This is a genomic window from Arthrobacter sp. ERGS1:01 (assembly GCF_001281315.1).
In the GTDB taxonomy this organism is placed as follows: Bacteria; Actinomycetota; Actinomycetes; order Actinomycetales; family Micrococcaceae; genus Specibacter.
In genome coordinates, this window is the sequence record NZ_CP012479.1 from 3,045,622 (window position 1) to 3,069,244 (window position 23,623).

A 23,623-nucleotide genomic window follows, 5' to 3' on the forward strand; every position below is an offset into this window, starting at 1 on the left:
GGCTCGCCAGTATTGGCGGGGTGTCGGGAGGACGGAGCAGGAACGGGTGCCACCCCGGGAGTCCCAGCACCCCCAATGCGCTGGAACTCCCGGGACGGCGAACCGTGGGAGCAGGAAGGTCTCCTGCTTAGGACAAGGCCGCCACCGACGGGTACAGCGGGTGCGCCGCGGCCAGCGCCTCAACGCGGGTGCGCAGACCGGACAGGTCGGCGCCGGCGTCGGCCAAGAGTGCCTCGGCGATGATGTCGGCGACCTCGGCAAAGGCGGCCTCGCCGAAGCCGCGGGTGGCCAGGGCGGGGGTGCCGATGCGCAGGCCGGAGGTGACCATGGGCGGGCGCGGATCGAACGGGACGGCGTTGCGGTTGACGGTGATGTCGATCGCGGCGAGCCGGTCTTCGGCCTGCTGTCCGTCCAGTTCACAGTTGCGCAGGTCAACCAGCACCAGGTGGACATCGGTGCCGCCGGAGATCACGGAGATTCCCTTGGCGGCGACGTCGGGCTGGACCAGTCGGTCGGCCAGCAGCCGGGCACCCAGCAGCACCCGTTCCTGGCGTTCGGCGAATTCCGGCGAGGCGGCGATCTTGAACGCCACGGCCTTGCCGGCAATGACGTGCTCCAACGGCCCGCCCTGCTGGCCAGGGAACACGGCGGAGTTGATCTTCTTGGCGATGTCGGCGTCGTTGCTCAAGATAATGCCGCCGCGCGGGCCGGCCAGCGTCTTGTGCGTGGTGGATGTGGTGACATGGGCGTGCGGCACCGGTGAGGGATGCAGTCCGGCCGCGACGAGTCCGGCAAAGTGGGCCATGTCCACCATAAGGTAGGCGCCCACCAGGTCCGCGATGCGGCGGAATTCGGCGAAGTCCAGCTGCCGTGCGTAGGCGGACCAGCCGGCCACGATCAGGGCCGGCTTGTGCTCCAGGGCCAGGCGCTCCACCTCGGCCATGTCCACCTGGTGGGTGTCCTCGCGGACCTGGTACGGGACCACGTTGTAGAGGCGTCCGGAGAAGTTGATCTTCATGCCGTGCGTGAGGTGGCCGCCGTGGGCCAGGTTCAGGCCCATGATGGTGTCGCCGGGCTTGATGAGGGCGTGCATGACGGAGGCGTTGGCCTGGGCGCCGGAGTGCGGCTGGACGTTCGCGTACTCCGCACCGAAGAGGGCCTTGACCCGGTCGATGGCCAGCTGCTCAATGACGTCCACGTACTCGCAGCCGCCATAGTAGCGGCGTCCCGGGTAACCCTCGGCGTACTTGTTGGTCAGCACCGAGCCCTGGGCCGCCATGACGGCGGCCGCGGTGTGGTTCTCCGAGGCGATCATTTCCAGGCCGGTCCGCTGGCGGCCCAGTTCGGCGTCGATCTGCGCGGCAATTTCCGGGTCCAGCGCGGACAGCGGCGCGTCCAGGCTGGGCGAGACCACCTGCGTGTAGTCCACTCCGACGGCGCTCACAGCTCGCCGCCGTTGGCTTCGGCGTACTCGGCGGCGCTCAGCAGCGGGCCCTCGGATTCGACGGTCACCTTGAACAGCCAGCCGGCTCCGTAGGGGTCGGTGTTGATCAGGGCCGGGTCCTCGACGGCGGCCGGGTTGACCTCGGTGACCTCGCCCGTGACGGGGGCGTACAGATCGGAGACGGACTTGGTCGATTCGATTTCACCGCAGCTTTCGCCGGCGGTGACGGTGGAGCCGACCTCGGGCAAGTCCACGTATACGATGTCGCCCAGCGCGTCGGCGGCGACGGCTGAAACACCAATCGTGGACGGGCCGGCACCGTCGGTGGCGATCCACTCGTGCTCGGCGGAGTACTGCAGTTCGGGAGCTACTTTGCTCATGAGGTAAACCTTTCAAATCGTCTGCTGAAAACTATGAACTGGGATGGATGGCGGTGACGAAGCCGGCATTTCCTCGGCTGGGCCCACAGATGCGAGGATCCCGTTGCGAGCTTGCGAGCAATGGGAGCGTCTGGGGCCTATCCGGCCCGTCGGCCGCGGGCGGCCTTGGGGGCCTCCTTTACGTCGCCTATGGAAACACCGTCTCCGCCACCACTAACGCCTAGGTCCGGTCCGGGCCGGTGGTCTCGACAAGCTCGACCACCGGCGCGGGCGGGGACTACTTTTGGCGCTTGTAGAACGGCAGGGCGACAACCTCGAAGGGCTCGGCCTTGCCGCGGAGGTCGACGTCGAGCACGGTGCCGGGTTCGGCGTGGGCGACGTCGACGTAGGCCATGGCGACCGGGTAGCCGAGGGTGGGGCTGGGCTGGCCGGAGGTGACTTCGCCGATCGTGGCGCCGTCCTTCAGGACCGGGTAGTGGCCGCGGGCCGAGCGGCGGCCCATGCCCTTCAGGCCCACGAGCTTGCGGCCCGTGGTGGTGCCGTCGCCGGATTCCTTGATGGCGGCGAGTGCCGCCTTGCCGACGAAGTCGCTTTCCTTGGCCAGCGAGACCACGGGGCCAAGGCCGGCTGCGTAGGCGTGGCCGTCCAGGGAGAGCTCGTTGCCGTAGAGCGGCATGCCGGCCTCCAGGCGCAGCGAGTCGCGGGCGGCCAGGCCGGCCGGGATGAGCCCCTGGGCCGTGCCGTTTGCCAGCAGCGCCTGCCACAGGGTGGCGGCGTCGGCGTTCGGGATGTAGATCTCGAAACCGTCCTCGCCCGTGTAGCCGGTGCGTGCCAAGAGCAGTTCCTGGCCGTTGATGACGACGTCGACGGCGGCGTAGTACTTCAGCTCCGTCACGAGGGAGTGCTGTTCCGCGGGGACCAGGGTCAGCAGGATCGCCTCGGCGTTGGGGCCCTGGACGGCGATCAGCGAGGTCTCGCTGGAGACGTTGTTGACGACGACGTCGAAGCCGGCGGCGCGCTCGGCCAGCAGGCCGGCCACCGTGGCGGCGTTGCCGGCGTTGGGGACCACCAGGTACCTCTCGTCGCTGCGGCGGTAGGAGATGAGGTCGTCGATGATGCCGCCGTCGGCGTTGCAGATCAGCGAGTACTTGGCCTTGCCGACGGCCACGGCGGAGAGCTTGCCGGCCAGGGCGAAGTCCAGGAACGCTGCGGCATCGGGGCCGGTGACCCAGACTTCGCCCATGTGGGAGAGGTCGAACAGGCCGGCGGCGTTGCGGACGGCGTGGTGTTCGGCCAGCTCGGAGGAGTACTTCAGCGGCATCTGCCAGCCACCGAAGTCGGTGAAGGAGGCGCCGGCTTTTTCGTGTTCGCCGTAAAGGGCTGTGTGGTTCTCAGTCATGGTGATTCCTTTGCGGTGTTAGTTGGCGAAATCTGCGGAAAAGTCTTCGGCGAATTCCTCGATCGGAGGGCAGCTGCAGACCAGGTTGCGGTCCCCCGCTGCGCCGTCGATGCGGCCCACGGGCGGGAAGTACTTGTCCTGGCGCAGGCTGGCCACGGGGAAGACGGCCTGCTCGCGGGGGTAGCCGCGCTCCCAGTTGGAATCGACCACGGCGGCAGCCGTGTGGGGTGCGTTGCGCAGCGGGCTGTCGGCCAGCGTGAACTCGCCGGCGGCGACCTGGTCGATTTCGTGGCGGATGCTGACCATGGCGGTGATGAACCGGTTGATTTCACCCAGGTCCTCGGACTCCGTGGGCTCCACCATGAGCGTGCCGGCCACGGGGAAGGACAGCGTGGGGGCGTGGAAGCCGTAGTCGATGAGGCGTTTGGCCACGTCCTCGGCGGTGACCCCGGTCGTGGCGGTCAGGTCACGCAGGTCCAGGATGCACTCGTGGGCCACGAGGTCCCCGGCGCCCGTGTAGAGGACCGGGAAGTGCTCATTGAGCTGGGAGGCGATGTAGTTCGCGGCCAGCAGCGCGGACTTCGTGGCCTCGGTCAGGCCCTGCCCGCCCATGAGCTTCACGTACGCCCAGGAGATGGGCAGCACGCCGGCGGAGCCGAAGCGCGAGGCGGAGATCGGCACGCCGGTGCCGGATTCCTCCGAGGCGTTGGCGTCGCCGGGCATGAAGGGCGCCAGGTGGGCCTTGGCCGCAACCGGGCCGACGCCGGGGCCGCCACCGCCGTGCGGGATGCAGAACGTCTTGTGCAGGTTCAGGTGGCTGACGTCGCCGCCGAACTTGCCGGGCTGGGCCAGGCCCACCAGGGCGTTGAGGTTGGCGCCGTCAACGTAGACCTGTCCCCCGGCGGCGTGGATGGCGTCGCACACCTCGCGGACGTCGGCGTCGTACACACCGTGCGTGGATGGGTAGGTGATCATGATGCAGGACAGCTGGTCCTTGTGCGCCTCGATCTTGGCGGTCAAATCGGCGTGGTCGATGGTGCCGTCGGCTGCCGTGGCCACCACCACGACCTTCATGCCGGCCAGCACGGCGGAGGCCGCGTTGGTGCCGTGGGCGGACTGCGGGATGAGGCAGATGGTGCGCTGCACGTCGCCGCGGGAGAGGTGGTAGCCGCGGATGGCCAGCAGGCCGGCCAGTTCACCCTGGGAGCCTGCGTTGGGCTGGAGCGAGACCTGGTCGTAGCCGGTGATCTCGCACAGGTCCGCCTCTAGGCCGCCGATCAGCTCGCGCCAGCCTTCGGTCTGGGAATCCGGGGCGAAGGGGTGGATCGAGGCGAAGCCGGGCCAGGAGATGGCCTCCATCTCGGCGGTGGCGTTCAGCTTCATGGTGCACGAGCCCAGCGGGATCATGGTGCGGTCCAGGGCCAGGTCGCGGTCGCTGAGGCGGCGGATGTAGCGCAGCATCTGCGTTTCGGAACGGTGCGTGTTGAACACGGGGTGGGTCAGGAAGTCGGAGGTGCGCTCCGTGTCCGCGGCGAGGGCAATCACCGGATCATTGGCGTGATCGGCGCCGTCGCCTGCCGGTGCGGCACCAAAGGCGGCGGCCACGCGGGCCACGATGTCCGCCGTCGTGGTCTCATCGACGGAGATGCCCACGTGGTCGGCGTCGATGACGCGCAGGTTGATGCCATCACGCTCGGCCAGAGCCACGATGGCGCCGGCGCGGCCGGGAACCCGCACCGTGACGGTGTCGAAGAAGGAGGTGTGCAGGAGCTCGACGCCGGAGGAGGCAAGCGCGGTGCCGAGGGTGAGTGCGTGGCCGTGGACGGTCTCGGCGATTGCCTTCAGGCCCTCGGGGCCGTGGTAGACGGCGTACATCGAGGCGACGATGGCCAGCAGGGCCTGCGCGGTGCAGATGTTGGACGTGGCCTTCTCGCGGCGGATGTGCTGCTCGCGGGTTTGCAGGGCCAGGCGGTAGGCGGGCAGGCCGGTGTTGTCCGTGGAGACGCCCACGATGCGGCCGGGAAGCGAACGCTCCATGCCGTTGCGGACGGCCATGTAGGCGGCGTGCGGGCCACCGAAGAACAGCGGCACGCCGAAGCGCTGGGCCGTGCCGACGGCGATGTCCGCGCCCTGCTCGCCGGGAGGGGTGATGAGCGTCAGGGCCAGCAGGTCCGCGGCCACCGTGACGAGTGCGCCGCGTTCCTTGGCCTCGGCGATGACGGGGCCGTGGTTGAAGACGTGCCCGGAGACACCCGGCTGCTGGAGGACGATTCCGTTGATGGCGCCGTCGGGCAGGCCCAGGGCGAGGTCGGCGACCTCCACCTCGAAGCCGAGCGCCTCGGCGCGGCCCTTGACGATGGCGATGGTCTGCGGCAGCAGGTCCGCGTCCAGGACTGTCTTGCCGTCGGCGGCGGCCTTGGACTTGTTGGCGCGGCGCATGAGCAGCACGGCTTCGGCGACGGCGGTGGCTTCATCCAGCAGGGAGGCGTTGGCCACGGGCAGCCCGGTCAGGTCGCTGACCATGGTCTGGAAGTTCAGGAGTGCCTCGAGCCGGCCCTGGGAGATCTCGGGCTGGTAGGGCGTGTACGCGGTGTACCAGGCGGGTGCCTCGAGGATGTTGCGGCGGATCACCGGGGGTGTCACGGTGTCGTAGTAGCCTTGGCCGATCATTTGCACGGCCGTCTTGTTCTTCGCGGCGAGGACCCGCAGTTCCGCCAGCACCTCCACCTCGCTGAGCGCGTTCCGGAGCACCAGGGGCGTGGCCTGCCGGATGGAATCGGGGACGGCCGTGTCCACCAGGGAATCAACGCTGTCGTAGCCGATGGCCTTGAGCATGCGGTCGACGTCGGTCTGGCGGCGGGCGCCGATGTGCCGGTCGGCAAACACTGTTGGAATGGATTGAATCGTCATGAGGAACTCCAAGGTACGGCCGGCGCAGGGTGCGCGGCATGGATTGGGTTCCTCCCCGCTCTGTCTTGGACCTGAGAGATTCCGCGGACTTTTCACGTCCGCTTGCACCGTCGGTGAGCCGGGCTTGGGGCCTGGCTGCTTTCCAGAGTTGCCTCGCCGTGGCGGTACGGGTGCCTGAGAGATTCCTGGGGAGGATTTGCTCCTACGGCGCCACCAAATAGCTGGAGGACTCTCCCGCCACGGTTCAAAAAGCATATTAAGATGTGGGTGACTCGGCTCACACAGTACACGAACTTCGCAAACATGGCAAAGTGTCCCGGAAGCCACCTTGCGCCGGGTCCCGCGATCACGCTAGTGTGTGACTCGCGTCACCCAAATAAGTGAATGCCCATGATCCGCGGCGGGAGAGTCCTGCCGGTACAGTCAGCAGGCGCCGTAGGAGCAAACCCTCCCCGGGAATCTCTCAGGCCCATGTACCGCCGTGGCGAGGCAACTCTGGAAAGCAGTCCGGGCAACCGGGCTCACCGAAGGTGCAAGCGCCACTTCACATCAAAGTGGCGCGGAAACTCTCAGGTCCTTGGACAGAGTGGGGAGGAACCCGAATCCTCGTGGCTGCCCTGCCACCTGAACGATGGAGTTCCCTTTGACGATTCATCAGCCCGCGTCCGCCTCCGGCACGCCGCCCAAGCTTGAACGGCAGCTGAGCAACCGGCACATCCAGCTGATCGCCATTGGCGGGGCCATCGGCACGGGCCTGTTCATGGGTTCGGGAAAGACGATCTCCGCCGCCGGCCCCTCCGTGGTCTTTGTCTACATGATCATCGGCTTCATGCTGTTCTTCGTCATGCGCGCCATGGGCGAGCTCCTGCTGAGCAACCTCCACTACAAGTCCTTCAGCGATTTCGCCGCGGACCTGCTGGGTCCCTGGGCCGGCTTCTTCACCGGCTGGACGTACTGGTTCTGCTGGGTCATCACCGGGATCGCGGACGTGATCGCGATCGCCGGATATTCGCAGGAACTCTGGCCGGGACTTCCCCTGTGGATTCCCGGGCTGGTAACCATCGGCATCCTCCTGCTGCTGAACCTGACCACCGTGAAGGCGTTTGGCGAGACCGAATTCTGGTTCGCGCTGATCAAGATTGTCGCCATTGCCGCCCTGATCATCGTGGGCCTGTTCATGATCTTCAGCGGATTCCATTCGGAAGCCGGCGCCGCAAGCTTCACCAACCTGTGGAGCCACGGCGGCTTCTTCCCGCACGAATTCATGGGATTCGTGGCCGGCTTCCAGATCGCCGTGTTCGCCTTCGTGGGCATCGAGCTGGTGGGTACGACGGCGGCCGAGGCCAAGGACCCGGAAAAGAACCTTCCCAAGGCGATCAATTCCATCCCCGTGCGCGTGCTGCTCTTCTACGTGGGCGCCCTGGTGATCCTGATGTCCGTGATCCCGTGGACCCAGTTCGCCGCCGGTCACAGCCCCTTCATCGCCATGTTCTCGCTGGCCGGGCTCGGCGCCGCCGCCACGGTGGTCAACCTCGTGGTTCTGACGTCGGCCATGTCCAGCGCCAACTCGGGCATCTACTCCACCTCCCGCATGGTCTACGGCCTGGCCCAGGAGGGCGACGCCCCCACCCTGTTCGGCAAGCTTTCCGGCCGCAAGGTGCCCAAGAACGCCTTGTTCCTCTCCTGCGTCCTGCTCCTTTCCGGTGTGGTGCTCATGTACGCCGGGCAGGACATCGGCAAGGCGTTCGACATGGTCACCACGGTCTCCGCCGTGTGCTTCGTCTTCGTGTGGTCGATCATCCTGGCCAGTTACATCGCGTTCCGCCGGCGCCGCCCGGAACTGCACCGGGCCTCCAAATTCAAGATGCCCGGCGGGATCCCCATGGTGGTGGTGGTCTTCGCGTTCTTCGCGTTCGTCCTTTGGGCGCTGACTACCCAGCCGGACACCTTCCAGGCGCTGCTCGTCACGCCGGTCTGGTTCATCATCCTCGGGGTGGTGTGGTTCTTCCTGCGCAAGCGCCCCAACCACCTGGCCCGCTATGAGAAGTTCCAGGGCGATCTGCAGTCTGAGAAGGACGCGGCCCAGGACTTGAGCGACAGCGGAACGGTGGCCGGACGATGACGGCGAGCGAAGGGTTTGTGCTGACCCTGGACTGTGCCGAGTCCCCCGGAATCGTCCATGCGGTGGCCGAATACCTGCTCAACCATGGCTGCTACATCGTGGACATCAAGCAGTTCGGCGACCAAATTGAACGCCACTTCTTCATGCGGGTGCATTTCCTGGCCGGCAGCGACGGGCCAAACCGCGAAGTACTCCGGGCGGAGTTTGCCCCGGTGGCCGAGCGCTGGGGCATGAAGTGGCGGTTGGAACCGCAGGAGCGCAAGGAACGCATCCTGGTCATGGTCTCCAAGTTTGGCCACTGCCTCAACGATTTGCTCTTCCGCGCCCGCAACGGCGAACTGCCGGTAGAGATCGTCGCCGTCGTCTCCAACCATGAAACCCACAAGGACCTGGTCACCTGGCACGGGATCCCGTTCCACCACATCCCCGTCACCCCGGACACCAAGCCGGCCGCCGAGGCACAGCTGCTGGAACTCGTGGATACGTACAAGGTTGAACTGGTGGTGCTGGCCCGCTACATGCAGGTGTTCAGCGACAACCTCACCTCGGTGCTCTCCGGGCGGGCCATCAACATCCACCACTCGTTCCTGCCCAGCTTCAAGGGCGCCAAGCCGTACCACCAGGCCTACGAGCGCGGGGTCAAGACCGTGGGCGCCACGGCCCACTACGTGAATTCCGAGCTGGATGAGGGCCCGATCATCGCCCAGTCCGTCATCGAGGTGGACCACAGCTACGAGCCGGAGGACCTCGTCGCAGCCGGCCGGGATGCCGAATGCAAGGCGCTCACGAATGCCGTGCGATGGCACGCCGAGGGCCGGATCATCCTCTCCGGAAACAGGACAGTGGTGCTCCGCTAACCCTCCCTCAAACGAGTGGGGCCGGCCGTAACCGCGGCCGGCCCCACTCGTTTAAGGTTCGGTATTAGTTGCCGGATGCGGCCACGAGCGCGGCACGGGCCAGCGGACCACCCGTGATGGCGCCCAGGTCCCCGTCCTCGACAAACACGGCGACGGCAATGTCACCCTGGGCCGCAATGACCCAGGAGTGCGTGCGCGGCGGGTTGTCGGTGCCGTACTCGGCCGTGCCGGTCTTGCCGAGGGCAGGGGCGCCGGGCAGATCCGAGAGGATGGTCAGGTAGCCGTCGGTGACGGAGGCCCGCATCATGGTCCGCAGGCCGGCGGCTTCCTTCGCCGTCAACGGTGCACCGGCCGCCTGCTTGGCCTTGCCGTCATGGCCCACGATCAGCTTCGGAACCACCACGGAACCCTTGACCGTGGAGGACATCAGGGTGGCCAGTGCCAGCGGGGACACCTGCACCTTGCCCTGGCCGATCATGGACGCCGCGTGCTCCGTGCCGGCCGAATCGCGCGGCACTGAGCCCATGTAGGCATCCAGGCCCAGGTCATTGGTCATGCCGATGCCCAGGGCGCCCGCGGCGTCAGCCAGCTGGGGTTGCGAGAGCTTCTGGTACTCGGACAGGAACGCCGTGTTGCAGGAGTGCGCAATGGCCGTGGTCAGCGGGATCTGGCCCGTGGCGTCGGCCGCGTAGCCGGGGGCGTTGTAGAACTTCTTGCCGTCGGCGGTGAACTCGGGGGTGCAGCTGACCGTGGACGTGGGGGTCAACCCGGTGCGGAACAAGCCCAGCGACGTGGCGATCTTGAACGTGGATCCTGGTGCGTATTCGCCCAGGAATGCGGTGTTGTAGCCGTTGCTGTCGGGGCCGTTGGCGGCGGCCAGGATGGCACCGGTGGACGGCTTCATGACCACGATCGAGCTGGGTGTCTTCACGTCCGCCAGGATGTTCTCGGTGGTGCTCTGCAGCTTGGTCACCAGGGTCGTCTTGACGTCCTTGCCGTCCGTGGCGGGCACGCTGAACAAGCTGCGCGAGGCTGCCGTGTCGGTGGCCGTGGAGTCGGCGGCGGCGCTTGCGCTCGCCGTCGGCTTGGCCACTTCGGCTGGAACGGCCGTGACGTTGACGCCGGGAGTGCCGGCAAGCTGGGCATCGAAGGCGGCCTGCAGGCCGCTGCCGCCCAGGATCTGCCCGGCCACCACGGTGCCCTTGGACTTTTCGATGTCTTCGGCGGTGGCCTCGTGCACAGAGCCCAGGATGGCCTGGGCAAAGGTGCGCGACGGCGCCAGCGGGAGTGTGCCGGCCGTGGCCAGGAATCCCTTGATGGGCTTGAGCTGATCCTGGTTGAGCGCGTCGTAGGCTTCCTGGCGCAGCGTGATGGCGTCGACGAAGGCAACCGGGCCGTAGGCCTTGACCTTGGCCAGGTAGGCTGCCGGGTCGATGTCCAGGACGCCGGCCAGGGTCTTGGCCGAGGCCGCGGCCTGCGCGTCGGTGAGCCCGTCCTTGTTGATGCCCAGGGTCTGCACGGGGCGGTCCTTGACGATCTCCTGGCCGTCCGAGGCCTCGATGCCCGCCCGCTTTCCGTAGACGGTGGCCACCTTCATCAGTTCGCCGGCCTTCAGGCTGGGCTCCACCATCTCCGGGGTCCAGGTGATGGTCCAGCCGTCGCCGTTGCGCTTCATGTCGGCGCCGGTCTTGTACGTCCAGGGCGTGGCGATCCGGGGGAACGTCCAGGAGTAGTCGAGGGAGATCCGGGCGGTGCCGTCCTCCTTCACCGCGACGCCGGCCACGGTGACCTTGGGCCAGGTGGGGTCGATCGTCTTGGACAGGTCCGTCAGCTGGGTTTGCACGTCCGAGGCCGGCTGGTCGAACGGCACGCTGCCCACGGTGTGCGTGGACAGCGCCGTGGCAAGGGCCTTGGCGGTCGCCGTCCCGTCATCCTTGGGCGAGGAACAGGCCGCGCCCGTGAGGGCAAGGCCTAGGACCAGCAACATACCTGCGACGCGACGAATCATGAGCTCCCTGACGTTGGTTTGTGCTTAGCCTACCGAAGAAAGATTGCCCGGCCGGACTTCCACGCGGGATCACGGTGGCGGTGCGGGGCCTGCCCGCAGGCCGGCCGGAATACATCAGTCGGCAATCGAAAGGCTCTTCCAGCTGCCGGGCAGGGTGACCCGGGCACCCCAGCCACCCTTAAGGACCGGATAGTAGTAGCGGATCCCGCTTGCCGCAGTCCGGGCCAGGATCCCGCGGCTGCCGGAACCGGCAAATCCCGGGACCGGACTCAGGGAATCGAAGCCCTGCCAGCCGGTGCCGATGGTCCCATGGGTCTCGTTGACCAGCTGGCCGGCTCCGTTGCTGCGGTAGAGCTGAAGGACCCCGGTGGAGCGCCGCACCAGCAGGTCCTGTTTTCCGTCCGCGTCGAAATCGAGCTGGGTGATTTTCAACCCGCCCCATCCCGTGCCGATCTTGACGGCGGTATCCACCGTGGTTCCGTGGCGGTTGGCCCAGTAGTACAGGCCGCCGGCCGCGTTGGTGCCGACCAGCCAAGGGTAGGGGGCCGAGGTTTGCCACTTTCCAACCGTGAGCGTGACACCGGCCCAGCCCGAGGTTGCGATGACGGGACCGTTCACGAGCCCCGTGGCGGTGCCGAGGTAGACGTTGACCCGGCCGCTGGTCCACTGCACCAGCAGGTCGGCAATGCCGTCGCTGTTCCAGTCGGTCACGTGCATGTCCCGGACGCCGGAGAAACCGGTACCGATCTGCCGGGCGGTTCCCACGGCGCCCTTGCCACTGGCCGGGGCGTCAAAGAGCCTGCCCGCGGTGTCCGCATACACGGTGTCGGCCAAACTTGGGATTGCGCGCACGGCCGGGGTCGGCGTCGGACTGGGTAGCGGGGTCGGCATCGGACTGGGTGTCGGGGTCGGCGTCGGACTGGGCGTCGGCGTCGGGACGGGCGGGGACGTGAAGGCCCCGACTCCGGAGGGGGTGCCCAGGCCCGTTGGGCCGTCGTAACCGGCCTGGGCCGAGCACAGGTAGGCCGTAGCGCAGCTGCCGTTGCGCCCGGCCGTGACGTCGTTGAGTTGATCCGGGTGCACATAGGGGAACGCGGCCGGTGCGGAACCGGGTGCGGCGGGACCGGCCAGGGCGTACACGGCGGCGACCAGCGGGGCGGAGACGCTGGTGCCGCCCATGACCATCCAGCCGTCGGCGGCGTCATAGGCCGCGACCCCCGTTTGGGGATCTGCCACGGCGGAGACGTCGGTGACGGTCTTGGTATTGCACCCCTTGTCCACCTGCCATGACGGCTTGGCCGATGCCGCGGAGCAGCCGCTGCCGGCACCGGCCCACGCCGTCTCCGCCCATCCGCGGGCGCCGGTGTCGAGGCTGAGGCTGGTGCCGCCGACCGCCGTCACATGGGGCGAGGCGGCCGGGTATTCCGCGCCGTAGCCCTCATCGCCGGAACTGGCGGTGATGGCCACCCCCGGATGGTTGAAATGGGCGTCAAAGGACGGATCCGTGGTGTCCGACGACGCCCCGTAGCTGTTGGAAACCACCCCCGCACCTTTGGCCACCGCCATGTCCACGGCGGCGCCCAGATCGTCAAAGGACGGCGTATCCGCCTCGACCAGCATGATCTTGCACAGCGGGCAGGCCGCGGAAACAACGTCCAGGTCGAGGCTGGTTTCCTGGGTCCATCCTGCGTTGGATGCCGGGTAAGCCGTGCCCCCGCGCTGGTCAATGCGTGTGAAGCATCCACTGTCAGCCGTGCAGGGCGGCAGCCCGTACTTGTCCCGGTAGACGCCCAGGTCCGCTTCGGCGCCGGGGTCCCCATAGGCGTCAACCACGGCCACCGTCATTCCGGCGCCGTTGGTCGAGGCTGGAAGCTTGTACGCGGCTTGGAGGTCCGTGGGCGCGTAACCCGCCGGCACGGCGGACACCGCCAACGGGCCGCCCACCACGGTGTCCTTGACCGCATTGCAGCTGGCCCGTCCGGGGGCGGCCGGCGCACAGACAGCCTTGGACCTGTGCCCGGCCAGGGCGGCCTTGACGTTGCGATGCACGTCCGGATGGACTGCCGCCGCAGTCCGTTGAACGGGAGGCGGTGACGGCACGGCGACGGCGCCCGCGGCTGGAAGGGAGACGCCAAGGAGAACGGCCAGGGCAGCGGCGAGGGCCTGGTACACGAGTTTGCTCACAAGGGTACTTTGCCCCACAAACGCCCCGCGGCCGGCATCGGCGTGACCATGTTTCGGCGGGCGCGTCCGGCGTTCGGGGTTCGGGCGCGCTTAGCCGCCGCGGACGTCGACGACGCCGGGTGCGTCCGGGTTGAACACGAGGCGACGGTTGGCGATCTTGTCGGTGAAGAAGCGGTCGTGGCTGACCACCAGCACGGCGCCGGGGAAATGCAGCAGCGCCCGCTCCATGACCTGGGTGCTGGACATGTCCAGGTGGTTGGTGGGCTCATCGAGCACCAGCACGGACGCGCCGGAGAGCAGGCATTGCGCCATCGCCACACGCGCCTTCTGGCCGCCGGAGAGGTTGCCGATCCGCTGCTTCAAGTCCGCCTCGGAGAACTGGAACATGGCCAGGAAGCGGTTCACCGATTTCTTGGTGGCGGTGAGCGCCAGGCTGTCCGGCATGGCGTTCACTGCGTGCGTGACGGTGTCGTCGGGGTCCAGCTCGTCCAGGATCTTGTTGTAGGAGACCAGCCCGCCACCCTTGGCCCAGGTGACGTAGCCGGCGTCGGCCGCCTCCTCCCCCGTCAGGGCGCGCAGCAGGGTGGATTTTCCGGAGCCGTTGGCGCCCAGCACCACGATCCGGTTGCCGCGGCGGATTTCGAAGCTGAGGTCGTTGAACAGGGTCCGCTCGCCGTATGCCTTGGTCAGCGATTCAACCCTGCACAGCACGTCCTTCACGTGCAGGCCGCCGTAGATTTCGGTGATGATCTTGTCCACCGGCCGCGGCGCGCGGGACTTCTTGATCTTGGAGAGCTTGGAATCCAGGCCCTCGACGCGGCCTTGGCGGCCTCGCGGCGGTCCGAAATCCCTTCGGCCTCGAAGGCGAGCAGCTCGGACTCGTGCACGAACTGGCTTTCGAGCGTCTTGAGCCGGAACTGCTTGGCCACCACGTAGTCGGCAAAGTTGCCCGGGTATTCGTGCAGGTGGAAGTTCTCCACCTCGATGATCCGGGTGACCACGGCGTCCAGGAACTTCCGATCGTGCGAGACGATGATCGCCGCGCCCTTGAAGTTCTTGAACCAGCCCTCGAGCCATTCGACGCCGGCCACGTCGAGGTAGTTGGTGGGCTCATCGAGCAGCAGCACGTCGGGGGCCTCGAGCAGGATCTTCGCCAGGGCGGCCCGGTTGCGCCAACCGCCGGAGAGGTCGTCGATGGCGCACACGCGGTGCGCCTCGTTGAAGCCAAGGGTGGTGAGGACCTTGTCGATGGAGCGCTGGTAGTCCCAGCCGTCCAGCCGGTCCATGTCGGCGAACAGCTCGGATTGGCGGTGGATCAGCCTGTCCAGCTCATCCGCGGGCTGGTCGACGGCGAGCGCCGCGTCGATCCCGGCAAGTTCGGCCTCGACGTCCTTGACGTGGACGAAGACCTCTTCGAGCACCTCCAGGATGGTCGCGGCACCGTTGAGCTCGGAGAACTGCGAGAAGTAGCCGATCTTCGTGCCCAGTTCGACGGCGACGGTGCCGGAGTCGGGCTCCACCTGGTCCATGACGAGCTTGAGCAGGGTGGACTTTCCGGAGCCGTTGCGGCCAATCAGGCCCACCCGGTCGCCGTCGTCGAGCTTGAAGAATGCCTCGCGCAGCACCTGCACGTTGTCGAAGCGGACGTTGACGTCGTTGAGGCGGATCAAGCTCATGGGTGTGGTCCTTCAATTGCGAATGGCGGGCCCTGGTTAAACACCCGCCTCCACTTTACCGGCCCGCGGGCGCCCGGGACCCGCTCGAATGTGGAAGGGTCAATGCTGTGAACAACGTCATTGGGGGCCTGCTTCCCCTGGGCCTGGCCGTCGGCCTGAGCCCGTTTCCGATCATCATGGTGGTGTTGCTGCTCGGCTCGGCCCGCCCCAAGGGCAACGGCCTGGCCTTCCTGGCAGGCTGGGTGGCCGGGCTCCTGGCTGTGGTGGGCGTGCTGACACTCTCCCTTGACGCCGTGGCGGACGCAGGCGACGGCAGCCCGTCGGTGGCGGTCGGGATCCTCCGGCTCCTGCTGGGCGTCGCGCTGCTGGTCATGGCCGGGCGCAAGTTCGCCAAGCGCTTTGGCCCGCCCGACGCCGGCGGGCTCCCCCGCTGGATGGCGGCAGCCGGCGGCTACTCCCCCGGGCGCAGCCTGGTCATGGGGCTGACCCTGTCCGCGGCGAACCCCAAGAACCTCGCATTGACGGCGGCCGCCGGGATCACGATTGGTGCCGCGCCGCTGAACCACAGCCAGGAAGTGTGGGCGGCTGCCGCTTTTCTGCTGATCGCCTCGCTGACGGTATTGCTGCCGGTGACCGGCTACCTGGTGGCGCCGCGTCGGGCGGACGTTCCGCTGCAGGCGGTCATGGCCTGGTTGCGGGTCAACCATTCGATCATGACGGGCCTGCTGTTGGTGGTCTTCGGTTTTGTGTTGATCGGCAACGGGATCGCCGGCTTCTAGGCCGTGGACCGCCGAGTGGACTGCCGCCACCGCGAGGCCCCAGCCATTGGCTGGGGCCTCGCGGTCGGTTGCGCAGTCTAGCCGAGCAGCGCCCGCGTGTGGTCGTTGAGGAAAACTCCGCGGGGATCGAATTCGCGCCGGACATCGATGAACGTCTCGAGCTGCGGGTAGAGCCTTTCCAGCCGTGAGCGGGTCATGAAGTGGATCTTGCCCCAGTGGGCCCGCGGCTCGAACTCCTGGAGCAGCGCGTCCGCGTCCCGGAAGAACTGCCAGTAGTCGGTTCCCGGTTCCGTGGTGAGCGTGATGACGGTGGTTTCGCGCCCCTGGAACTGGGACATGTAGCCCTCGTCGGCCTTCACCCAGCGCACCTCCACGGGGTATTTCTGCTCGGGATACCGGGTGCGGATCAGCTCCTGCACGGCCTCGGTGGCGGCCAGGCCGTGCTCCCGGGGGACAAAGTACTCCAGTTCGTGGAACGGCGTGGTGAATCCGCCCGGGTATATCCGGTACGACCTATCCAGCCGGGAACCCTCCACGGTGGAAATTTCGCTTTCATCAGCGATCCGGACCTTGTTGTAGCGCTTGGTGTAGCTGCGGTTCGTCATGCTCAGTCCGGGCGCGCCCGGCAGGTCCAAAAGCTCCGCCGATCCTTCGCCGGGGCACCAGAGAAGGGAATAGTGCCGGTTGCCGTCGATGTCCGCATCCCAGGTGGCCGCGGTCTCGGCCCAGTCCGGATAGGTGATCTGTTCCTGCAGGTAGTAGCTGTCCTCCACGGCCAGTTCCACCTCGAGGAAGATCCCCAGCGTGCCCAGGGCAACCTGGGCGGCCCGGAGTTCGCGCAGCTGCCCCTCTCCGATTTCGACGATTTCGCCGTGGCCGTTGATGAGTTTGACCCAGCGCAGGGCCGAGGAGAAGCTGCCCAGGTCCTTGCCGGAGCCGTGCGTGCTGGTGGCGAGCGCGCCGGCGATCTGCTGCTTGTCGATGTCGCCCTGGTTGGACAGGGCCAGCCCCTGCTTCCACAGCGGGTCGCCGAAGGCGTTGATGGTGGTTCCGGCCAGTGCCCGTGCGCGGCGGCGGGCCTTGTCCGTGCCGGTAATTCCGGTCATGGCGGACATTTCCAGCAGCACGCCACCGGTCTGGACCAGCGGCGAGGACGAGTGTCCGGATCCGACGGCGCGGACGGGGAGGCCTTCCTTGATGGCGAAGCGGACGGCGTCGAGTGCTTCCTGCTCCGTCCGTGGCCGGACCGTGAACGCCGGGGTGGCTTGCTGGTTCCCGCCCCAGTTGGTCCACGGCACGTCCGTGCCGAAGGGAACGGGCGGGACGGCGGCACTCGGCAGGGGCGTCTGGCGCAGGTTCATCGTGGTCATCTCAAGCTCCAATGCTGGTTGCGGGGCTCATGCGCCGTGGTTGATCATGACGTGCTTGGTGCGGGAGAAATCGTCCAGCGCGTAGAGGGAGAGGTCACGGCCGTAGCCCGATCCCTTGAAGCCGCCCCATGGAACCTCGCACGCCAGCACCAGGTGGGAGTTGACCCAGACGGTGCCGAAATCCAGCGCCTTGGGCACGTTCAGTGACAGGGCCGAGTCCCTGGTCCAGACCGAGGCGGACAATCCGTAGGGTGTCTCGTTGGCCCGGGTAATGGCTTCCTCGGTGCTGCCGAAGGTTTCGACGGTCACCACGGGGCCAAAGATTTCGTGGCTGGCAATATCGGCTCCGGCCGGCACGTTGCTGAAAACGGTGGGTTCGATGAAGTAGCCGGGGCCCTGAAGCACGTTCCCGCCGATGGCGGCGTGCAGGCCGGCCGCCTTCGCCTCGGCCAGGGCGGCGCGCACCCGCTCAAAGTGCGGGCGCGAAATCATGGGGCCAATTTCGACGCCGTCCCCCGCCCCCGGCGCGCCAACCGCAAGCGTGGAGACCTCCTGGACCAGGAGCCTGGTGAATTCCTCGGCGACCGATTCGTGCACCAGCACCCGGCATGCGGCGCCGCAGTCCTGGCCGGCATTCCAGAACCCGGCATTGCGCACTCCGGCCGCGGCCGCGGCAAGATCGGCATCCGGGAACACGACCACGGGGGCTTTTCCGCCCAGCTCAAGATGGACCCGCTTGACGGTCCGGGCTGCCGTTTCGGCCACGGCCTGGCCGCTGACCACGCTTCCGGTCAGCGCCACAAGGGCAATGGCGGGATGTTCGGCCAGGCGCTGGCCAACGGTGCGCCCGTGACCGGTGACAACGTTGAAGATTCCGTCGGGAATCTGGCCCGCCACCAGTTCGGCAAGTTTCAGGGTCGACAGCGGAGTTTGTTCGGAGGGTTTGAGGACCACGCTGTTCCCGGCGGCCAGGATCGGCGCAACCTTCCAGGCCGCCATCAGCAGCGGGTAGTTCCAGGGGGTGATGACCCCGACGACCCCCACGGCTTCGCGCAGGATCACCGAGGTGTGTCCGGTGGCGTAGTCGCCGCCGGCCAGCGAGGTCAGCGTCCGGCAGGCGCCGGCCATGAAACGGAAGGTGTCAATGGTGCTGGAGACGTCGTCCTCGACAACGGCCCGCGGCTTGCCGGTGTTGGCCGATTCCAGCAGTTCAAGGCTCTCGCGGTTGGCCTCGATGATGTTCGCGATCCGGGCCAGCACCTCGGAGCGTTCCTTGGGTGTTGTGGCACCCCAGCTCTTCTGCGCGGCCAGTGCGGCCTCAACGGCGGCATCGACGTCCGCCGCGGTTCCGGCCGGCACCTGGGCGATGACGTTTTCGGTGGCCGGGTCCACGACGTCGATGGTGTCCGCACCGGACCCGGGAACAAAGGAGCCACCGATGAAGTGCCCCGCCGGCGGCACCTCGGCCGACGGATCCTGCCCGGCTGCCGGGCGTTGGACGGTGAAGGGTTCAATGTCGGTGAGGGTCATGATGGTGTGCCTTTGCTTTCTGTACGTTGTTCGACGTGAGGGGTTTTGCCCGTGCCGGCCGCATCTGCTGCGACCGGCACGGTTTCAGATGAGGTCGGTTGCCAGGACGGGTGCCGGCGGTACTGCCGGAGCGGCTGCCCGTCCGGCGATCCGGGCGGCGACGTAGTAGACGGGTGCAACAACTACCAGGCCGACGAGCCAGGACAGGTCCACCCCGCCCATGGCCCGGGCCACGGGGCCCATGAACAGGGCCGTTGAGGAGAAGGGAAGCTGGACGAGGATGCCGGCGATGTAGCAGCCGATCGCCACCCAGTTGAAGCGGCCGTAGACGCCGCCGTCGCGGCGGAAGAAGTCCTCAACCCGGTAGTCGCCGTGGCGCAGCAGGTAGTAGTCCACCAGGTTGATGGCCGTCCAGGGAACCAGGACGTAGAGCAGGAAGGAGAGGAAGTTGGTGTAGAAGAGCATGAAGTTGTCGCGGGCGAACAGGGCGATCGAGACGGCCACGAGGAACAGGATGACGGCGGCCACGCTGCGGGTCTTGGCCCGCGGCAGCCAGGCCGGCTTGAAGGTTTGCCCGATCGTGAGCGTGCACAGCACCCCGCAGTAGAGGTTCATGGCGTTGGAGGCTGCCACGCCGAGGCAGAAGATGGCGATGATCAGCAGGGTCCAGGGCCCCAGTTGTGCACCCAGGGAACCGACGATGTCCACGTTGGCCGGGTTCTTGGTCAGCACGGCGGCCAGGGATCCCACCACTGCGCCCAGGACCATGGGGAACAGGGTCCCGAGGACGCAGCCGGAGTAGGAGGCCCAGAAGGCCTGGCGAGAGCCGGTTCCCTGCGGCATGTAGCGGGAGTAGTCGGAGACGTAAGGTGCGTAGGCCAGCTGCCAAAGCGCCGCCACCGACACCGTGGCCATGAATCCGACCCAGCTGAAGCTGCCTTCGTGGAGGAATCCGGCGGGCAGCCCGTGGACGAAGAGGATCCAGACAAAGGCCAGCAGGAGGGCCAGACCGGCCACGATGCTCAGGAAGCTGGCGTAGGCGTGGATGAGCCGGTAGCCGAAGATGGTGGCGATGACGCTGACCACCCCGATCACGATGATGCCGCCGTCCACGCCGATTCCGGGGGCCACCGCGGCCAGCGCCTGGCCGCCAAACACCAGGTTGGCGGCGAAGAAGCCCACATACATGACCACCACGATCACCACGATGAGCAGGGCGCCGTAGGATCCGAACTGGCCGCGGGTCTGCACCATCTGTGCGACGCCCAGTTGCGGTCCCTGTGCGGAGTGCAGTGCCATGAAGATCCCGCCCACCAGGTTGCCGATGATGAGGCCGACGATGGCGGTGGTGAAGTTGAGCCCGAATACCGTGGTGGCCAGCCCGCCCGTCACGATGGTCATGATCATGATGTTGGATCCGAACCAGATGGTGAACAGATCCCGTGCCTTGCCGTGGCGTTCGTTCAACGGGATGGGCTGGATGGTCTTGTCCTCGAGGCGAGGAACCTCCGTCGTTCCGGGGGGTGTTGATTTCATACTCATGACGTGCTCCAAGAGTTTATGGAAAACCTCGTTGTCTCCCTGGTTGCCCTCAGTGAGCTAGGAAGCTGACATTTCAATCATTCGTGACGGGCGTCACTTTTGAAATCCGGTGATTGCACAGATATGTCGAGGCCGTTCATACATTTGTCTAGTCGCTTGTCGGAGTCCCCTCGGAGCCGGCGGCAACCGGCATCCACCACTAGTTTAAGCCGAATTGCACCCCCGCCACAGGTGGCGGGGGTGCAATTTTGCGGGAGCCGGGGCACGCCCGGAGAGATTAGACGGCGGCCTCCAGGTCCCGTTCGGCCACGATCCGCTCGCCCTTGCTGCGGTTGACCATGAGCCCGAGGAGGTCGAAGACCACGGTGGCCGCGGCGACGGAAGTGATGTCGGCATGGTCGTAGGCCGGCGCGACCTCGACGACGTCGGCGCCCACGATGTTGATCCCGTTCAATCCGCGCAACAACGCCAGCAACTCGCGGGAGTGCAGTCCGCCCATCTCCGGCGTCCCGGTGCCCGGGGCGTACGCCGGGTCAAGGACGTCAATGTCGATCGAGACGTAGACCGGGGTGTTGCCCAGCCGGTCCTTGACCTGCTGGATCGCGGCAGGCACGCCGATCACGTCCAGGTCGGAACAGCGGATGATCTGGAAGCCGAACTCGTGGTCCCGCAGGAAATCGTCACGGTCATAGACCGGCCCGCGGATGCCCACGTGCATGGAACTGTCCTCCACGAGGAGGCCCTCCTCGAACGCGCGGCGGAAGATGGTGCCGTGCGTGATGGGCTGGTCGAAGTAGGTGTCCCAGGTGTCCAGGTGCGCGTCGAAGTGCAGCAGCGCCACGGGCCCGTGGACCTTGGTGAGCGCGCGGAGCATGGGCAGGGCGATCGTGTGGTCGCCGCCGATCGCGATGACCCGCTTGTCCTCCGCCATCAGCGGGAGGGCCTGCTCCTCGATTTCGGCCACGGCGCGGGCGATGTCGTACGGGGTGCAGGCAAGGTCACCGGCGTCCACCACCTGCATCTCCTTGACGGGCTCAACGTTGAGTTCCACGTGGTAGCCGGGGCGCAGCAGCCGGGAGGCTTCGCGGACGGCGGCCGGACCGAACCGGGCGCCCGGGCGGTAGGAGGTGCCGCCGTCGAACGGGACACCGACGACGGCGATGTCGTAGTCGGGCACCTGGTCGATCTGCGGCAGCTTGGCAAAGGTGGCCAGGCCGGCAAAGCGCGGAACCTTGGTGGCGTCGACGGGGCCAATTGGCTGGTGGGTGGTCATTGCGGACCCTCTTTCGTGGCTGCTCTTCGTGGCGGTGGAACTCGCTACTTCAATCATTGGTGGCGTGCGTCACGTTGTATATCGAGCAATTGACTACGAAACGCCCTGCGGTCTATACATTTGTCTAAGGTGCACGATTTGCCCGCGCCACCGCACCAACGAAGGAGCGAATCCCCATGGCGATTACCGTTGCCGAACTGCTGGCCGAACCGCAGCTTGGCCTGAGCCTGATCGCGGGCGCCGACGGCCTGGGGAACCGCATCACGTGGGCCCACACCTCGGATCTGCCCAGGCTGTGGGAGTGGGTCACGGGCGGCGAGATCATGATGACCAATGGCCTGTCGATCCCGGCCGACGCGCCCGGCCAGGTTGAGCTGGCCCATGCCCTGGTCGACGCCGGCGCCAGCGGACTGGCCATCGGTGAAAAGATGCACGCCCCCGCCCTCCGGCCCGAGTTCCTGGCGGCCTGCGATGCCCTGGCCCTGCCGCTGATCAACGTGCCCTACCCGCTGCCGTTCATCGCCATTGCCCGCACGGTGGCGGAGTCATCGCTGCTGGAGGAGTCGCGCCGGCTTCGGCAGACGGCCAGGATCTACGACCTCCTGCGGTTGACCGACACCACCGGCAACCATTGGCAAAGCCTGGTCCAGGGCGTCGCCGCGGAGGTGGATTCCCGGCTCTTCGTGGTGGACCGGCGCTGCCTGCACCCCTGGCATCCGGACGGCGAACCGCTTCCCGCGGCGGTCCGCGCCGAGGTGGAGCCGTTGGCGCGGAATGCCGCGGCCGGGTCCAAGACGTTTCGCTGGCACATGGTGGGCGACCACCATTTCCTGCTGGTGGGCATTCCAACCCATGCCAACGCGCTGCTGATCGTCATGCCGCACGCGGAACCGCACCCGGACGCCGTCGTGCTGCTCCACGCCGCCACTGTCCTCGGCCTGGAGCTGTCCCGGACGGTCCTGGCGCTGGAGGGCCAACGCCGCGTGGGCGCGGAATTCCTGCTGCAGGCTTTTGAGGGCCGGTACGGCCTGGCGGAAATGGAAAACCAGCTGGCGGCGTTTGGCGTTCCCGCGCAAAAGTTCCTGGTGCTCTCCATGTCCAGCGACGACGACGGGCATTTGGCGGACATCCACCTGGAACTGTGGCGACATGGTTTTCCGGCGATCGTAGTGCGCCGACTCAACAAACTCCATGCCCTGGTTTCCGCCGAATGCCCGCTGGACATGTTGCGCCATGCCGTACCGGCGGACGTCAGGCTCGGGGTCAGCACGCCGTCCACCGTCAACGAACTGCAGCAGGCCCTGCAGGAATCGCTGTGGGCCCTGGGAACTGCGGGGCACAGTGCCGAGCAGCTGGTCTGTTACGCCGACGGACCCTCGTGGCTGGGCCTGACCAGCTATGAACAGGGTGCGGCAATCGTCCAGCGGCTCCTCGGTCCCATCATGGAGTACGAGCGCGGCCGGCAGCCAGACCTCATGGTCACGCTGCGGACCTTCCTGGACCTCCAGCGTTCGTGGGCAAAGACTGCCGAGGCCATGTTCACCCACCGGCAAACCGTCATCTACCGCATCAAGAAGATCAGCGAGCTGACGGGGTTGAACATGGCGGAGACATCCACCCTGGCCCAGCTGTGGTTTGCCCTGCAGATTAACGAGGCCATGGACTTCCAGGGGCAGGCGGGCCGCCCGCCCGCCCCGCTCTGACGCGGGCGCCTGCGCACGCCCCAGTGACTACTTAGCCGTTGGGCCGCCCGGGGATGAATTGCACGGCCCACTTGTTGCCGTCGGGGTCCGCGAAATACACGAAGTGGCCCCAGTCCTGGACGTCCACGTCGCTCACGTCGACACCATTGGCCTTGAGCTGGGCGTGGGCCGCCTGGATGTCGCTGACCACCATTTGCAGGCTGGGCGCGCTCCCGGCAGGGGCATCGGTGAGGCCCTCGCCGAAGCAGATGGAGCACGCCGATCCCGGCGGGGTCAGCTGCACGAAGCGGATTCCCGGCATGGGGCGTTCGTCAAAATCGGCGTTGAAGCCCACCTTGTTGACGTAGAAATCCTTGGCGCGGTCCACATCGGACACGGGGACAAACACAAGTTCAAGTTTCCAGTCCATGGGCACACACGCTAGTCCTGCCGCGGCCGTTGCGGAA

General features: G+C 67.0%; 17 protein-coding genes and 2 riboswitches. Of the genes, 4 read left to right on the forward strand and 13 right to left on the reverse strand.

The window, feature by feature from the left end:
• Window positions 1–127: 127 nt before the first annotated feature.
• The 4 genes from glyA to gcvP all read right to left on the reverse strand — a co-directional run bounded on the left by glyA (window position 128) and on the right by gcvP (window position 6,133).
• The gene (gene glyA, locus AL755_RS17800; RefSeq protein ID WP_054012143.1) at window positions 128–1,444 is read right to left on the reverse strand and encodes a serine hydroxymethyltransferase; all 1,317 of its coding nucleotides are present in this window, start codon (window positions 1,442–1,444) and stop codon (window positions 128–130) included.
• Window positions 1,441–1,824, reverse strand: a complete 384-nt coding sequence (gene gcvH / locus AL755_RS17805) for a glycine cleavage system protein GcvH (RefSeq protein WP_054012144.1) — start codon at window positions 1,822–1,824, stop codon at window positions 1,441–1,443. Before gcvH ends, glyA begins: the two co-directional genes overlap by 4 nt.
• Before the next feature lie 277 nt (window positions 1,825–2,101).
• Entirely contained in the window at window positions 2,102–3,223 is a 1,122-nt protein-coding gene (gcvT, locus tag AL755_RS17810; protein ID WP_054012145.1) for a glycine cleavage system aminomethyltransferase GcvT, read from the reverse strand.
• An 18-nt stretch (window positions 3,224–3,241) separates the two neighbouring features.
• Complete coding sequence (gene gcvP / locus AL755_RS17815) at window positions 3,242–6,133, reverse strand: aminomethyl-transferring glycine dehydrogenase (protein WP_054012146.1); 2,892 nt, start codon at window positions 6,131–6,133, stop codon at window positions 3,242–3,244.
• A 152-nt stretch (window positions 6,134–6,285) separates the two neighbouring features.
• A riboswitch (glycine riboswitch) is annotated at window positions 6,286–6,380 on the reverse strand.
• 144 nt (window positions 6,381–6,524) lie between these two features.
• A riboswitch (glycine riboswitch) is annotated at window positions 6,525–6,622 on the forward strand.
• A 142-nt stretch (window positions 6,623–6,764) separates the two neighbouring features.
• Here gcvP and AL755_RS17820 point away from each other — a divergent pair.
• On the forward strand, window positions 6,765–8,255 hold the full coding sequence (locus AL755_RS17820; RefSeq protein WP_054012147.1) for an amino acid permease: 1,491 nt from the start codon (window positions 6,765–6,767) through the stop codon (window positions 8,253–8,255).
• Window positions 8,252–9,112 carry a formyltetrahydrofolate deformylase gene (gene purU / locus AL755_RS17825; RefSeq protein ID WP_054012148.1) on the forward strand — a complete coding sequence of 287 codons (861 nt, stop codon included), beginning with the start codon at window positions 8,252–8,254 and terminating at the stop codon, window positions 9,110–9,112. The genes AL755_RS17820 and purU overlap by 4 nt, the downstream gene beginning before the upstream one ends.
• 64 nt (window positions 9,113–9,176) lie before the next feature.
• Here the strand turns inward: purU and AL755_RS17830 are convergent, their stop codons facing one another.
• The 4 genes from AL755_RS17830 to AL755_RS24165 all read right to left on the reverse strand — a co-directional run bounded on the left by AL755_RS17830 (window position 9,177) and on the right by AL755_RS24165 (window position 14,980).
• Complete coding sequence (locus AL755_RS17830) at window positions 9,177–11,120, reverse strand: penicillin-binding transpeptidase domain-containing protein (protein WP_082369395.1); 1,944 nt, start codon at window positions 11,118–11,120, stop codon at window positions 9,177–9,179.
• Window positions 11,121–11,234: 114 nt separating this feature from the next.
• Entirely contained in the window at window positions 11,235–13,304 is a 2,070-nt protein-coding gene (locus tag AL755_RS22980; protein WP_202813528.1) for a S8 family serine peptidase, read from the reverse strand.
• Window positions 13,305–13,394: 90 nt separating this feature from the next.
• Window positions 13,395–14,063 carry an ATP-binding cassette domain-containing protein gene (locus AL755_RS24160; RefSeq protein ID WP_237762538.1) on the reverse strand — a complete coding sequence of 223 codons (669 nt, stop codon included), beginning with the start codon at window positions 14,061–14,063 and terminating at the stop codon, window positions 13,395–13,397.
• Window positions 14,021–14,980 (reverse strand): ATP-binding cassette domain-containing protein, encoded by a 960-nt coding sequence (locus AL755_RS24165; RefSeq protein ID WP_237762539.1) that lies wholly within the window; start codon window positions 14,978–14,980, stop codon window positions 14,021–14,023. Before AL755_RS24165 ends, AL755_RS24160 begins: the two co-directional genes overlap by 43 nt.
• 107 nt (window positions 14,981–15,087) lie before the next feature.
• Here AL755_RS24165 and AL755_RS17845 point away from each other — a divergent pair, with 107 nt between their 5' ends.
• The gene (locus AL755_RS17845; protein WP_054012150.1) at window positions 15,088–15,759 is read left to right on the forward strand and encodes a GAP family protein; all 672 of its coding nucleotides are present in this window, start codon (window positions 15,088–15,090) and stop codon (window positions 15,757–15,759) included.
• A gap of 77 nt (window positions 15,760–15,836) precedes the next feature.
• Here AL755_RS17845 and AL755_RS17850 read toward each other — a convergent pair whose 3' ends face one another.
• From AL755_RS17850 to speB, 4 genes are all read right to left on the reverse strand, one after another.
• Window positions 15,837–17,129: a D-arabinono-1,4-lactone oxidase gene (locus AL755_RS17850; protein WP_054012151.1), complete on the reverse strand. Its 1,293-nt coding sequence runs from the start codon at window positions 17,127–17,129 to the stop codon at window positions 15,837–15,839.
• A 27-nt stretch (window positions 17,130–17,156) separates the two neighbouring features.
• Entirely contained in the window at window positions 17,157–18,659 is a 1,503-nt protein-coding gene (locus tag AL755_RS17855; RefSeq protein ID WP_192841630.1) for an aldehyde dehydrogenase family protein, read from the reverse strand.
• An 84-nt stretch (window positions 18,660–18,743) separates the two neighbouring features.
• Entirely contained in the window at window positions 18,744–20,201 is a 1,458-nt protein-coding gene (locus tag AL755_RS17860; protein ID WP_054012152.1) for a purine-cytosine permease family protein, read from the reverse strand.
• Between the two features lie 277 nt (window positions 20,202–20,478).
• The gene (gene speB, locus AL755_RS17865) at window positions 20,479–21,474 is read right to left on the reverse strand and encodes an agmatinase (RefSeq protein WP_192841632.1); all 996 of its coding nucleotides are present in this window, start codon (window positions 21,472–21,474) and stop codon (window positions 20,479–20,481) included.
• Between the two features lie 176 nt (window positions 21,475–21,650).
• On the opposite strand from speB, the gene AL755_RS17870 reads away from it, so the two are divergent.
• Window positions 21,651–23,177 carry a PucR family transcriptional regulator gene (locus AL755_RS17870; RefSeq protein WP_054012154.1) on the forward strand — a complete coding sequence of 509 codons (1,527 nt, stop codon included), beginning with the start codon at window positions 21,651–21,653 and terminating at the stop codon, window positions 23,175–23,177.
• Window positions 23,178–23,208: 31 nt separating this feature from the next.
• Here the strand turns inward: AL755_RS17870 and AL755_RS17875 are convergent, their stop codons facing one another.
• Window positions 23,209–23,586, reverse strand: a complete 378-nt coding sequence (locus AL755_RS17875) for a VOC family protein (RefSeq protein WP_054012155.1) — start codon at window positions 23,584–23,586, stop codon at window positions 23,209–23,211.
• Window positions 23,587–23,623: the final 37 nt, after the last annotated feature.

Bases quoted from the DNA above. Each gene is read 5' to 3' on its own strand.
- gcvH (WP_054012144.1), bottom strand. From the start codon at position 1,824: ATGAGCAAAGTAGCTCCCGAACTGCAGTACTCCGCCGAGCACGAGTGG.
- gcvT (WP_054012145.1), bottom strand. From the start codon at position 3,223: ATGACTGAGAACCACACAGCCCTTTACGGCGAACACGAAAAAGCCGGC.
- gcvP (WP_054012146.1), bottom strand. From the start codon at position 6,133: ATGACGATTCAATCCATTCCAACAGTGTTTGCCGACCGGCACATCGGC.
- AL755_RS17820 (WP_054012147.1), top strand. From the start codon at position 6,765: ATGGAGTTCCCTTTGACGATTCATCAGCCCGCGTCCGCCTCCGGCACG.
- purU (WP_054012148.1), top strand. From the start codon at position 8,252: ATGACGGCGAGCGAAGGGTTTGTGCTGACCCTGGACTGTGCCGAGTCC.
- AL755_RS17830 (WP_082369395.1), bottom strand. From the start codon at position 11,120: ATGATTCGTCGCGTCGCAGGTATGTTGCTGGTCCTAGGCCTTGCCCTC.
- AL755_RS24165 (WP_237762539.1), bottom strand. From the start codon at position 14,980: ATGAGCTTGATCCGCCTCAACGACGTCAACGTCCGCTTCGACAACGTG.
- AL755_RS17850 (WP_054012151.1), bottom strand. From the start codon at position 17,129: ATGACCACGATGAACCTGCGCCAGACGCCCCTGCCGAGTGCCGCCGTC.
- AL755_RS17855 (WP_192841630.1), bottom strand. From the start codon at position 18,659: ATGACCCTCACCGACATTGAACCCTTCACCGTCCAACGCCCGGCAGCC.
- AL755_RS17860 (WP_054012152.1), bottom strand. From the start codon at position 20,201: ATGAGTATGAAATCAACACCCCCCGGAACGACGGAGGTTCCTCGCCTC.
- speB (WP_192841632.1), bottom strand. From the start codon at position 21,474: ATGACCACCCACCAGCCAATTGGCCCCGTCGACGCCACCAAGGTTCCG.
- AL755_RS17870 (WP_054012154.1), top strand. From the start codon at position 21,651: ATGGCGATTACCGTTGCCGAACTGCTGGCCGAACCGCAGCTTGGCCTG.
- AL755_RS17875 (WP_054012155.1), bottom strand. From the start codon at position 23,586: ATGGACTGGAAACTTGAACTTGTGTTTGTCCCCGTGTCCGATGTGGAC.